13 protein-coding genes are annotated in these 11,764 nt (G+C 51.0%); 8 read left to right on the forward strand and 5 right to left on the reverse strand.

The features are described from left to right. Positions 1-93 precede the first annotated feature (93 nt). From ispG to F0P93_RS02490, 4 genes are all read left to right on the forward strand, one after another. On the forward strand, positions 94-2,112 hold the full coding sequence (gene ispG, locus F0P93_RS02475) for a (E)-4-hydroxy-3-methylbut-2-enyl-diphosphate synthase (RefSeq protein WP_150874783.1): 2,019 nt from the start codon (positions 94-96) through the stop codon (positions 2,110-2,112). A gap of 90 nt (positions 2,113-2,202) precedes the next feature. Beyond that, the gene (locus F0P93_RS02480) at positions 2,203-2,391 is read left to right on the forward strand and encodes a DUF6728 family protein (protein ID WP_150874784.1); all 189 of its coding nucleotides are present in this window, start codon (positions 2,203-2,205) and stop codon (positions 2,389-2,391) included. Further along, positions 2,388-2,741, forward strand: coding sequence for an MmcQ/YjbR family DNA-binding protein (locus F0P93_RS02485; protein WP_150874785.1), 354 nt, complete (start codon positions 2,388-2,390; stop codon positions 2,739-2,741). Before F0P93_RS02480 ends, F0P93_RS02485 begins: the two co-directional genes overlap by 4 nt. Before the next feature lie 64 nt (positions 2,742-2,805). Beyond that, positions 2,806-3,354, forward strand: coding sequence for a tetratricopeptide repeat protein (locus F0P93_RS02490; protein ID WP_150874786.1), 549 nt, complete (start codon positions 2,806-2,808; stop codon positions 3,352-3,354). A gap of 3 nt (positions 3,355-3,357) precedes the next feature. Here F0P93_RS02490 and F0P93_RS02495 read toward each other — a convergent pair whose 3' ends face one another. The 3 genes from F0P93_RS02495 to F0P93_RS02505 form a co-directional block, all read right to left on the reverse strand. Further along, positions 3,358-4,551, reverse strand: a complete 1,194-nt coding sequence (locus tag F0P93_RS02495) for a DUF255 domain-containing protein (protein WP_150874787.1) — start codon at positions 4,549-4,551, stop codon at positions 3,358-3,360. 127 nt (positions 4,552-4,678) lie between these two features. Next, on the reverse strand, positions 4,679-5,029 hold the full coding sequence (gene gldC, locus F0P93_RS02500; protein WP_114406560.1) for a gliding motility protein GldC: 351 nt from the start codon (positions 5,027-5,029) through the stop codon (positions 4,679-4,681). Between the two features lie 202 nt (positions 5,030-5,231). After that, the gene (locus F0P93_RS02505) at positions 5,232-5,984 is read right to left on the reverse strand and encodes a DUF4197 domain-containing protein (RefSeq protein WP_150874788.1); all 753 of its coding nucleotides are present in this window, start codon (positions 5,982-5,984) and stop codon (positions 5,232-5,234) included. Positions 5,985-6,178: 194 nt separating this feature from the next. Here F0P93_RS02505 and F0P93_RS02510 point away from each other — a divergent pair, with 194 nt between their 5' ends. From F0P93_RS02510 to F0P93_RS02525, 4 genes are all read left to right on the forward strand, one after another. Next, the gene (locus F0P93_RS02510; protein WP_150874789.1) at positions 6,179-7,432 is read left to right on the forward strand and encodes a competence/damage-inducible protein A; all 1,254 of its coding nucleotides are present in this window, start codon (positions 6,179-6,181) and stop codon (positions 7,430-7,432) included. An 11-nt stretch (positions 7,433-7,443) separates the two neighbouring features. Next, positions 7,444-8,760, forward strand: a complete 1,317-nt coding sequence (locus F0P93_RS02515; protein ID WP_150874790.1) for a dihydrolipoamide acetyltransferase family protein — start codon at positions 7,444-7,446, stop codon at positions 8,758-8,760. Positions 8,761-8,883: 123 nt separating this feature from the next. Continuing rightward, a complete protein-coding gene (locus tag F0P93_RS02520) occupies positions 8,884-9,501 on the forward strand; it encodes a hypothetical protein (protein ID WP_150874791.1) in 618 nt (205 codons plus the stop codon). Continuing rightward, on the forward strand, positions 9,498-10,025 hold the full coding sequence (locus F0P93_RS02525) for a 5' nucleotidase, NT5C type (RefSeq protein ID WP_150874792.1): 528 nt from the start codon (positions 9,498-9,500) through the stop codon (positions 10,023-10,025). Before F0P93_RS02520 ends, F0P93_RS02525 begins: the two co-directional genes overlap by 4 nt. 148 nt (positions 10,026-10,173) lie before the next feature. On the opposite strand, the gene F0P93_RS02530 is transcribed toward F0P93_RS02525, so the two are convergent. Both F0P93_RS02530 and F0P93_RS02535 read right to left on the reverse strand, forming a co-directional pair. Beyond that, the gene (locus F0P93_RS02530) at positions 10,174-10,986 is read right to left on the reverse strand and encodes an acyl-CoA desaturase (RefSeq protein ID WP_138991881.1); all 813 of its coding nucleotides are present in this window, start codon (positions 10,984-10,986) and stop codon (positions 10,174-10,176) included. 125 nt (positions 10,987-11,111) lie between these two features. After that, the gene (locus tag F0P93_RS02535) at positions 11,112-11,741 is read right to left on the reverse strand and encodes a DUF4159 domain-containing protein (protein ID WP_374756764.1); all 630 of its coding nucleotides are present in this window, start codon (positions 11,739-11,741) and stop codon (positions 11,112-11,114) included. Between the last annotated feature and the right edge of the window lie 23 nt (positions 11,742-11,764).

Consider the following 11,764-nt stretch of genomic DNA (forward strand, 5'->3'; position numbering starts at 1 on the left):
TTCGGGAAAAAGCGGGTTCTATTACTAGCTTTTGCGGGGAAAACGCGCCGGTTTTGTACCTTTGTATCCTCTTCCGCACTCGCTGTTTAGGCCATGCTTGACTTCGCAACACCGTCTTTAGTACCATCCGCCGAAAAACCGGCTCTCTATTGCAACTCCTTAACCGGATATTCCCGTCGCAAAACCATCACGGTTCCCATCGGCAACATTCCGCTAGGCTCTGATTATCCCATCCGGGTTCAGTCGATGACGACCATCGACACCATGAACACCCTGGGTTCGGTCGAGCAGTCGATCAAAATGATCGAAGCGGGCTGCGAATACATCCGGATTACGGCGCCCAGCGTCAAGGAAGCCCAAAATCTCGAAAACATCCGCAAGGAATTACGCGCCCGGGGCTACACGACACCCCTCGTCGCCGATATTCATTTTACACCCAATGCCGCCGAACTGGCCGCCCGCATCGTCGAAAAAGTCCGGATCAACCCCGGCAATTATGCCGACCGGAAGCGGTTTGAAGTCATCGAATACACCGACGCGTCCTATGCCGCCGAACTGGAACGGATTCGGGCCAAATTCCTGCCCCTGATCCGGATTTGCAAAGAATACGGAACGGCCATGCGGATCGGCACCAACCACGGTTCGCTGTCGGACCGGATTCTGAGTCGATACGGCGATACACCCCTCGGGATGGTGGAATCAGCTTTAGAATTTCTGCGGATTTGTGACGATGAAAATTACCACAGTATTGTTCTTTCGATGAAATCCAGCAATCCGCAGGTCATGGTGGAAGCCTACCGCCTGTTGGTTCAGCGACTGGATGCGGAAGGCTTGAAACCGTATCCGCTGCATTTGGGTGTCACCGAAGCGGGCGAAGCGGAAGATGGCCGGATCAAATCGGCTGTCGGCATTGGCACGTTGCTGGAAGACGGTTTGGGCGATACCGTCCGGGTTTCCCTAACGGAAGATCCCGAACTGGAAGCCCCGGTAGCACAGGCGCTCATCGACCGCTATGCAAAACGGGCGGGCCACAGTCCGATTCCGGAAATCCGGCAGTATCCCATTCATCCGTACCAGTATACCCGGCGGAAAACCCGCGAAGTCGCCAATTTCGGTGGGGTCAACGTACCGCGCGTGATTGCCGATTATTCCGAAATACCCGTCACCCACCACGAGCAACTCCGGCCCATCGGCCACTTTTACCTGCCCGTTCCCGACAAATGGCGGATGAATGACCTGGGTGCCGACTACCTGTACACCGGTTCTCAGCCCGCTAGATTCATGTTACCCAACGGCTTGAAAGAAATTCTGGATTATTCGGCCTGGCTTTCCGCCACCGATCAGGTTCATAAATTCCCCTTGCTTGACACGAATACCTACCTGAATAGTCGGCAAAAACCGGGTGGTTTGCACCCGCTTCTCAATTTTGTTGAAACCCAACTGGGTGACTTTTCGGATGAATTAGCTAGTGCGCTCAGTGAAGATCAACACGTTGTGCTGGTGGTTCGAACGGAAAATACCCACGCGATGGCCGAACTTCGGCGATTGTATGTCGAGTTGATCAACCGCGAAATTTTCTGCCCGGTCGTAACGCTGCGGAGTTTTCCGGATAGTCAGGGCGACTCCCTGCAACTCTACGCGGCAACGGACATCGGCGGTTTGCTGGTCGATGGCCTGGGCGACGGAGCCTGGCTAGCGACCGATCAGCTTCCCGACCTGTCGCCCGATGAGCGCCTGGAGACGGCAAACCGGTACAATTCGACGGCATTTGGCATTTTGCAGGCGGCCCGCACCCGGATGTCGAAAACGGAATACATCTCCTGCCCTTCCTGCGGACGAACGTTGTTCGATTTGCAGGAAACCACGGCCCTGATTCGTAAACGCACCGACCACCTGAAAGGCATCAAAATCGGCATCATGGGCTGCATCGTCAACGGACCCGGCGAGATGGCCGACGCCGATTATGGCTACGTTGGAATCGGCAAAGACAAAATTTCGTTGTACCGGGGTCAGCAGGTGATCAAAAAGTCGGTCACCGCCGAACACGCCGTCGATGAACTGATTGAATTGATAAAAGAAGACGGTCGCTGGAATGAACCGGAATCTGAGTGATGAATTAAGAGTTAAAAGTAAAGAGTTAGCCACTCTGCATTCTCTCACCGATTTAACGCTTAATTTTTAACTCTTAACTCTTAACTTATTATGTCCAAAATAGGAGACTATTTCAAGTTGGGTGACGTCTTCCGGTATTTCTACCGGGTTTTTCAAAAACCGGACCCGAGTCGCCCGACGAACACCAACCTTCGCATGATGCACGGGATCAACCGGATCTCCATCATCATGTTTCTGTTTTGTCTGATTGTGATGATTGTCAGAGCCATTATGCGATGAACATTGAAACGCTGCGGAATTACTGCCTGAGCAAACCCGGTGCCAACGAGTCGTTTCCGTTTGGTGAAGATACGCTGGTTTTCAAGGTTGGCGGCAAGGTGTTCGCCTTGACATCGATGGACGCCCGTCCGCTGTCGGTCAATCTGAAATGCAATCCCGAACTGGCCGTCGAGTTGCGCGAGCAATATGATGCGGTTCGGCCTGGTTACCACATGAATAAAGTACACTGGAATACCGTTATCATCGACGGAACGGTTCGGGAAAGTGATCTGAAAAAATGGATCGATCATTCCTACGAACTGATTGTTGCCAGTCTACCCAAAGCGGTTCGGCACGAACTGGAAAAATAGGATACGGGTTGCAAATACCCGGTTTTTCAGCTAGTTTACAGTAGTTTTCTGAAAGCTTCAGGATATGGAAGTTGCGCTGATAGGATTCTTCTTCATAGTCTACCTGGTTGTCCGGTATTTCGTGATTGACCATGACACGCAGGCGGAGAAAGACCGTCTTCGGTTTTCCGAGGGCATTACGCTCGTCCAGTTTCACCGCTACGATGAAGCCTTCGCCTACTTCGATCAGGCTGTGAAACAACACCCCAAATCCTCCCTGGCGTTTGCCTACCGGGGAAAATGCCACCTGCGGAATGAAAATGCGTATTCCGCCCTTTTCGATCTGACGGTTGCCCTGAGTTTCGACAACACCATTCCCGATTCGTATCTCGATAAAGGCATTGCCCTGTACCAACTGAACCAATTCGGTGAAGCCTTCAAAGAGTTTGACAAAGCGGTCTGGTATTTCCGGGGTCAGCAACCCGACGCCATCCGCTGGCGGGCTTTGGCGCGCATGCAGCTCGACCAGTACGGTCCGGCCCAGAAAGACCTGATTCGGGCCATTGAACTGGGCGACGAAAATTCGGCCTATCTGTTGAAGCAACCGCCGTTCTCGAACGTCATTTATTCCTGACGATCATTTTAACCGGCCAATCTGCTCCGTATTCCGCTTCGTATCGATTTTAGCGGCTTTCGCCATCTCCAGCGCCTTTTGCGCAGCTTTCAATCCCTCGGCGGTTTTTCCACCCCGGCGATACACTTCCGCCAGTTCAAAATACAAATCAGCCTGTTCGGCGGGGCTTTTAACCTGTGGGATGGCTTTGTTGGCCCAGCGGGCTACCGTCGGCGCATCGCTGGCATCCGGGCTTTTCCGGTTGAACAACCGAATCACATACAGGTATTCCGGCGTAGAGAACTGGTTCTGGGCAATGTGATCGTCCATTCGGGAAGCGGCTTTGGTGGCCTGACCCGCCCGAAAATACGCGTTGATTTCGGGCAGCAGCGTGCGATTGCTGGCGACGCGTCCGTCGATACCCACTTGTTGAAGCTGGTTACGGATGGTGATGATTTTGGCGGCCGGATACTGATTGCCCCGGCTGCTATATAAAGAAGACATCAAAATGTTCTCCGCCACTGTTTTGACCAGCTCCGCACCGTTGGGTTTGATAAATTGATCAAGATGGCCGATCATGTACTGAAAAAGCGGGTTGTCGACGTCCAGAATCAGCTTTTGCAACACGAGCCAGTTCGTTGGATTTGCATACGTATTGGCGGCTTGCCGAGTGGCATACTCGTTCATCACCCGGATGTTCGTCACCGTGTCGCGCGTCACCCGGGCATACATCCCGTAATCGATCAGGAAATTCGGGGAGCGTTCCCCGTCTTCAAACCGTTTGCGCATGGCCGACGACCGAATTTCCGGATTCAGGGCCGTGGTTCCGTGTCGAATGACCTCATCCGTCGAGTTGTTACTCATCGCCAGGTGAATGAGATCTCCCTGCGCATTGAAGTATAAAAACAGCGGTAAGGAGGGAACAAACAGGCGGTTTTTGTCCAAAAAAGCAATGGTACTCTTATCGGAAATATCGATTTTGGTGCTGATAAAACGGGTATTGTAGAATTTTCCCACCGTTTTGTTCGCAAACGTGGGGATAAAACTCTGGCAAACGTGGCAGGTTTCCGAATATACTTCCACAAAGACCGGCTTTTTGGCTTTTCGGGCCGCACTCAAAACCGCCGTCAACGGCTCCTTCCGAAACTGCACCCCCTGCCCAACGGCCAAACCGATCGTCAGCCAAACAACGATCACAACTAAACTCAATATTTTCATCAGTAAAGGGTTTACGGTTTACGGTATTCAGTTTTCGGTTTATCGCGTCAGTTCCGTCGGGGAACCGCACAGCTCCGGCGGCCCGGCGAAAACTGAATACCGTAAACCGAACACAACCTGTCGTTCGCTATGCCTGCTTCTGCTGCTCGCGGTATTCTTCCTCCACTTTTTTGCTTAGAGCCCGGCAAAGGTTGTCGATCTGGTCGGCCATCGATTGGTCGCCCGTGGCCGTTACGATGGTGTCGGCGAGGCTGCCGAGCACTTCGACGCAAAACCGCTTCATGTCGGTGACGGCCATGTCTTTGGTCCACAGATTCAGCCGCAGCGTACCCTGGTTGTAATGATCCCATACCGACACCACCACCGCTTTGGTGTCACTCAGTCCTTCATTGGGATTGTCCGTCGCGTTCCAGAAAATTTTTTCGGGGATATTGTGGTCGTCTAATTCAACCGCAAAATTGATTTCTGATTTTTTCATCGTTTGCTTTTCAGTACAGTAAAAAACTCCGCTTGAATACCCCCAACCCCCTGAAGGGGACTTAAACTAGTTGTATTTATAGCCCCCTTCAGGGGGTTGGGGGCACTTAACCGGAGTTTTAAGACTTCAAAGGTAACCATTTGTGAGACGGATTTGCAATCCGATCCGACGATTCAAAACCAAAAACCAGCCTAATTACAGGTTACTTCTGCCCAAATACTTTCTTTAGCAAATCAGTGACGCGGGCTGCCGGGTTTTCGCGGATTTGTTTTTCTTCCTGGGCAACCAGCGTAAAAATACCGTCCACGGCTTTCGTGGCGGCATAATTGGTCAGATCCGGATTAACTTTGGTGGTGGCAATGGGTAGTTTGTTATAGGTGCGAACCAGATCGCCGTAATACCGGGTGGCGTTGTTTTTTTTCAGCGTGCTGTCGATCACCGGCGTAAAAGCTGCCATCAACTGATCCGACGTGGTGCGCTTCAGATACTGCGTGGCGGCATTGTCCTGACCGCGCAAAATACCGACGGCATCCTGAATGGTCATCGACGTCAGGGCATTCAGAAAGATCGGCTTGGCTTTTTTGGCCGCATCTTCTGCCGAGCGGTTGAGCGACATAATGAACTGGTCGACCTGTTTTCCCATGCCAAGCTTACGCAGGGTCGATTCCACCTTTTGGGCTTCCGGGGGCATCAGTATCTTGATCAGCGTGTTTTTGTAATAGCCATCCACGGCCGAAGCCTGATCGGAGCCTTTGCTGATCCCGATCCGGAGAGCTTCTTTCAATCCATTGGCAATTTCGTCATTGGATGAGCTTCCGCCCGAAGCAACATCGCCTACTTTATCCAGAATTTGTCCGAAGATACCCTTCTTTTTCGGTTGGGTCGAATCGGACTGGGCAATTGCGGCACCGGAATACCCGGCAAGCAGGAGGGCAAAAAGGACTGTTTTTTTCATGTGCTTCTCAGGTTGATTCTCTTTGTGAAACGATCGCCGATGGTCTGTCGGCAAAAGATAAACCGTTTTTTTACGTATTTTTGGCTCGAAAGACAGCGTTCTGCTGTTAGTTTGTCAATCGGCCTTTCTCTATAAGACAGCAAAACTGACAAAAAGTAAAGGGTCAAGCCACAAAAACTTGTAGATTCTTTTTCATGAAACCCATTCTGGCCGAAATCATAACGATTGGTGACGAAATACTGTTTGGACAAATTACCGATACCAACACCCAGTGGATTGGGGCGGAATTGACAAAAATCGGAATCCGGACCATTCGAAAATCGTCGGTTGGCGACCAAAAGGAAGCGATTCTCAGTATTTTGAAAGAAGCCACCGAACGCGCTGATCTGGTCATTCTGACCGGTGGTCTCGGCCCCACCAAGGATGACATCACGAAAGTGACCATTTGCGAGTATTTTAATACGACCCTCGAACGAAATCCCGAAGCGCTGGCGTTTGTGACGAAGTTCTTTGAAAGCCGGGGACGTCCGATTACCGAAATTAACGCCAAACAGGCCGATCTGCCCCTCAATTGCACCTACGTGCCGAATGACTGGGGAACCGCACCGGGCATGTGGTTCAACGAAAATGAAACCATTTATGTCTCCCTGCCGGGCGTACCGTTTGAAATGAAGAACCTCATGCAATACCGGATCATTCCGATGTTGCAGAACCAGTTTGAAACACCGACGATCGTACATAAAATAATTCGGACGGTGGGAATCGGCGAGTCTTTTCTGGCCGAAACGATTGCCGACTGGGAAGATGCGCTGCCCGCGCACATCAAACTGGCCTACCTGCCCCACTTTGGCCAGGTGCGGCTGCGGCTCACCGGAACCGGTAGCGATCCGTTGGTGCTGAAACAGGAAATCGATGAACAGGTGGAGGCCGTTCTGCCGTTGATCCAGCCTTTTGTGTTTGGCTATGACGACGATGAACTGGAAACCAAAGTGGCGCAGTTGTTGTCCGAACGAAACTGGATGCTAGCCACCGCCGAAAGCTGCACGGGCGGTTTTGTGGCGAGTCAGATGACCAAATACGCCGGTTCGTCCCGGTATTTCGTCGGCGGGGTAGTCAGTTACAGCAATACCGTCAAGGTCAATCAGTTGGGTGTTCAACCGGAGACCCTGAGCCAGTTTGGCGCGGTCAGTGAACAAACCGTGCGGGAGATGGCAGAGGGCGTTCGAACGAAGTTGGGTGCCAACGTGGGCATTGCCACCAGCGGCATTGCCGGCCCCGACGGCGGAACACCCGAAAAACCGGTCGGCACCATCTGGATTGCCTGTTCGACCGAAAAACAGACCGTCGCCCGCTTGCTGAAACTGGGACCTTACCGCGAGCAGAATATTCAGAACACGTCGGTTCAAGTCTTAAACCTTCTCCGGCAAACGTTGCTGGAAGAAAAATAAACTCCCTGCCAATGGCACTTGTTGACATGGTTATGCCCAAAATGGGCGAAAGTATTGTAGAATGCACGATCATCTCCTGGCTCAAAAAGCCGGGCGACCGCATTGAAGCCGACGATTCGGTTCTGGAAGTGGCCACCGACAAAGTGGACACCGAGGTACCATCATCCCATGCCGGTATTCTCAAAGAAATTCTGGTGAACGATGGCGACGTCGTGGCCATTGGCAGCCCGGTGGCCCGAATTGAAGTCGAAGGGAATGCGGAGGACCTGTCGGCATCCCCAACGCCGGACTCCCCCCCATTCGGAGAAACCGAGGAACAGGACGTAGCCAGCGTAGCGGCCAAACTGGAAGACGACCTATCGCAGATTTCGTCGCGTAATCCGGAAATCCGGACCGATGCCGAAACCGGTGTGTCTGAAAATAACCGTTTTTATTCGCCCCTGGTGCTGAGCATAGTCAAGGCCGAAGGGATTTCTCAGGCTGAGCTGGCGTCGATCAAGGGCACTGGTGCCGAAAACCGCATCACAAAAAACGATATTTTGGCGTATGTCGAAAAACGGAAAAGCGAACCAGTTTCAACCGGAGCTTCGTTTCCAAAAGCTGCTTCCATCACCGGCCAGAACGACATCATTCAAATGGACCGGATGCGGAAGATGATCGCCGAACGGATGGTCGAATCAAAGCGGATTGCACCCCACGTATCTTCGTTTGTCGAAACCGACATGACGGTTCTGGTGCAATGGCGCGAACGCAACAAGAAGACGTTTCAGCAACAGTACGGCGAAAATATCACCTACACGCCCTTGCTGATCGAAGCCGTCGTAAAGGCCATCCGTGACTTTCCAATGATCAATATCTCGGTAAATGGCGATACGATTATTGTTAAAAAAGCCATCAACATTGGCATGGCCGTGGCACTCCCGAGCGGCAATCTTATTGTGCCGGTGATTCACAACGCCGATCAGTATAATCTGGTTGGATTGACCCGGAAAGTGAACGACCTGAGCCGTCGTGCGAGAGAGAATAAACTCACCGCCGACGATCTGGCCAATGGCACCTACACGGTTTCCAACATCGGCACGTTCGGCAACGTCATGGGGACGCCCATCATCGTCCAGCCACAGGTGGCCATCATGGCTTTTGGAGCCATTGAGAAAAAACCGGCGGTGATCGAAACTCCTCAGGGCGATCTGATCGGGGTGCGGCAAAAGATGTTCATCTCCCACAGCTACGACCACCGGGTGGTAGACGGTTCGCTGGGCGGGCAATTTGTCAAGCGCGTTTCGGATTACCTGGAAGGGTTCGATCCGGACCGAAAAATTGTCTAACCGTTCATCCCGGCATTTATGCCTTTCAGGACGTAAAAATGCCATGCGAAGCATTTCATGCGGGTTTGGGGTTTGCCAGTGTTGTAGTTTCGGGTCATTTTACGCAAACAACATACTTTACTCATGAAATTACAACTGGTTCTTTCCGCTGTTCTTTGTACCATCCTTGGTTTCACCTCCGTTTTCGCGCAGACAAACGCACGGGTTGAAAAAATTCAGGGCATTGAAACGTACGTGATGTGCGAACCGCTGCGTGCCTACGAAACCGTCTTCGAAATCGCATCCGGTGCCAAGGCGGCATCGCTGTTTACTGGCGGAGTCGTCAATGAAGGGGTTTCTGAAAAAGCCGCCCAGTTTGTCCGACGGGCGAGTAAGGATGGCAAAAAAGACAACAAAGCGTTTGATGCCGTCGTCATTTCGGGCTCAAAAACCGCCATCGCTGTTAAATTCAAAGAGGAAGCCGGTGCTAACAAAGGCCTTGCGAAGGTTCGGAAAATTGATGGACTGGCCGTTTATGTCATGAATGAGCCGCTGCTGGATTACGAAACTGTCGTCGATGCATCCGGGGGCGTGAAAGCCAAATCCTACTTTACCGGTGGTATTGTGAACAATTCCATTGAAGAAGATGTCGAACAGTTTGTTCGTCGGGTCAAAAAAGAAGCAACCGAAGCCAAGAAGCCCATCGACGCCATTGTCTATTCAAGCGGCAAAAGAGCCATTGGCATAAAATTTAAAGAATGAAACCACGTATTGCCATCGACATGGATGATGTGCTGGCGGACACCGTCGGCAAGTTTATTGCCATTTTCCGCCGTGATTTTGATACAACGGCATTGCCCACCGTATTCCGGGACAATTCGTTTCATGAACTGCTGGAAAAGGACGTTTACAAGCGTCTGGCGGATTATGTGCACGAACCCGGTTTCTTTGCCGACATACCGGTGATGCCCGGAGCCATTGAAGTAACGCAGGCACTTTCCGAAAAATACGACCTGTTCGTTACCTCCGCGGCCATGGAGTTTCGCAATTCGCTTTCGGAAAAATACGACTGGCTGGATCAGCATTTCCCGCATATTCACTGGAAAAACCGGGTCTTCTGTGGTGACAAGAGCATTCTGCGGGCCGACTTTATGATCGACGACATGCCGTATAATCTGGTCAGTTTTCAGGGGAAAGGCCTTTTGTTCGATGCTCCCCACAACCGTGATAACACCATCTTCCAACGAGTACTTTCGTGGGATGAAGTGGCGAAGGAGTTGTTGTGAAAAAGAGTAAAGAGGTTAGACAAGAGAGTAAAGACAGTTCCACCATGATAAAGTCTTTATTCTTTTGTCTAACCTCTTTCTTCTCCAACACGAAAAATGCCCGCCAGTCAGACTGGCGGGCATTTTTCGTGTTGAAAGTCAAGGCAGATTAAGCTGACATTTTCTCGTTATGTTCCACCAGACGATCATGACCCGTTTCGAATTCCGGGCTGGTTACTTTCGCCGGGCGCATTTTAATGATTCCCACCGCCGACAGCAGCCGGATAACCGGGTAAGTCGGATCGAGTTCAAACCAACGCGCACCGAAGTTAGCGGCATTCGGACGTTTGTGGTGGTTGTTCTGGAACAGTTCGCCCATCATCAGCCAATCAAAAAACATCGAGTTTTTAGACCGGTCATGGTTGTCGAAGTTGGCGTAACCGTACTTGTGTCCGCTCCAGTTCACAATCGCGCCGTGGATCGGTCCCATCAGGAAGTGAATCGGCAGCAGGAAGAAAAACGCCCAGTGCATATCCAGGTAAACGAAGGCGAAGATGTAGAACAAGGAATACACGGTTCCCCAGGCTACGCGTGAAATCCAGGAATCACCGATTTTTTCCAGTGCATACCATTCCGGGTAGTTGCGGTCAAATTTAGCTTCAATCGGCCGCACCCGGTTCAGGACGGCATTGTATAGATCTTTCGTTTTCCACATCATCGTAAACACGTTTTTCGTGTGGTGTGGAGAATGCGGGTCTTTGGGAGTATCACTGAACGCATGGTGCATCCGGTGCAGAACGGCGTAAGCGCGAGGACTCAAATACGAGGACCCTTGTGAGAGATAGGTCAGGAAAAAGAAAAAACGTTCCCATACCTTGCTCATCGTGAACATTTTGTGAGCCGAATACCGGTGCAGAAAAAATGTCTGGCAGAAAAGCGATACGTACCAGTGAACAACAAAGGCAATAAGGATTATTACCACGGGATTAAATTTGTTAAAGGTGAATGGCTAAAAACCAACTTCAGTGCAATTAGATTCTACAAATCTACAACAATAACGTCGATAGTTAACCGAATAAGACAAATTTTTATTTTTTATTTATTTTCTCAAAATGCGGTTGTCGAATACTGTAACAGGTTGGCTCCCATGCGTAAAGCTTGCTGACGAGCCTCTTCCGGGTCGTTATAGACCGATTGGTCTTCCCAGCCATTCCCCAAATCACACTCATAACTGTAGAAACAGATTAAACGCCCTTCCCAGATTAATCCAAATCCCTGCGGTGCCTTTCCATCGTGTTCGTGCACTTTCGGCAGGCCGTTTGTGAAGTTGAATTTCTGGTGATAAACGGGATGATTGTAGGGCAATTCGATGAATGAAAGCTCCGGAAACACCTTTTTCATCTCCCGCCGGATGAATTTATCCAGTCCGTAATTGTCGTCGATGTGCAGAAAACCGCCCGACATCAGATATCGGCGCATGTTCTGGGCTTCCGCATCCGAAAAAACAACGTTCCCGTGGCCCGTCATGTGAACGAAGGGATACGAAAACAATTCGGGGCTTCCCACTTCCACAATGTCCTCTTCCGGAAAAATATTCATCCGCAGGTTCGCATTGCAAAACTTGATCAAGTTGGGGATGGACGTTTTGTTGGCATACCAGTCGCCCCCGCCATTGTATTTCAATTTGGCAATTTTATACGAATACTGCGCCTGCCCCGACAACGCTGCCGTCAACATTAAAACCAAAATCACCAAAGAAA

Source organism: Larkinella humicola, assembly GCF_008727875.1.
GTDB classification, from domain to species: Bacteria; Bacteroidota; Bacteroidia; order Cytophagales; family Spirosomataceae; genus Larkinella; species Larkinella humicola.

What these genes read in the sequence shown, in the direction of transcription:
- ispG (WP_150874783.1), top strand. Translation starts at nt 94, where the DNA reads ATGCTTGACTTCGCAACACCGTCTTTAGTACCATCCGCCGAAAAACCG.
- F0P93_RS02480 (WP_150874784.1), top strand. Translation starts at nt 2,203, where the DNA reads ATGTCCAAAATAGGAGACTATTTCAAGTTGGGTGACGTCTTCCGGTAT.
- F0P93_RS02485 (WP_150874785.1), top strand. Translation starts at nt 2,388, where the DNA reads ATGAACATTGAAACGCTGCGGAATTACTGCCTGAGCAAACCCGGTGCC.
- F0P93_RS02490 (WP_150874786.1), top strand. Translation starts at nt 2,806, where the DNA reads ATGGAAGTTGCGCTGATAGGATTCTTCTTCATAGTCTACCTGGTTGTC.
- F0P93_RS02495 (WP_150874787.1), bottom strand. Translation starts at nt 4,551, where the DNA reads ATGAAAATATTGAGTTTAGTTGTGATCGTTGTTTGGCTGACGATCGGT.
- gldC (WP_114406560.1), bottom strand. Translation starts at nt 5,029, where the DNA reads ATGAAAAAATCAGAAATCAATTTTGCGGTTGAATTAGACGACCACAAT.
- F0P93_RS02505 (WP_150874788.1), bottom strand. Translation starts at nt 5,984, where the DNA reads ATGAAAAAAACAGTCCTTTTTGCCCTCCTGCTTGCCGGGTATTCCGGT.
- F0P93_RS02510 (WP_150874789.1), top strand. Translation starts at nt 6,179, where the DNA reads ATGAAACCCATTCTGGCCGAAATCATAACGATTGGTGACGAAATACTG.
- F0P93_RS02515 (WP_150874790.1), top strand. Translation starts at nt 7,444, where the DNA reads ATGGCACTTGTTGACATGGTTATGCCCAAAATGGGCGAAAGTATTGTA.
- F0P93_RS02520 (WP_150874791.1), top strand. Translation starts at nt 8,884, where the DNA reads ATGAAATTACAACTGGTTCTTTCCGCTGTTCTTTGTACCATCCTTGGT.
- F0P93_RS02525 (WP_150874792.1), top strand. Translation starts at nt 9,498, where the DNA reads ATGAAACCACGTATTGCCATCGACATGGATGATGTGCTGGCGGACACC.
- F0P93_RS02535 (WP_374756764.1), bottom strand. Translation starts at nt 11,741, where the DNA reads ATGTTGACGGCAGCGTTGTCGGGGCAGGCGCAGTATTCGTATAAAATT.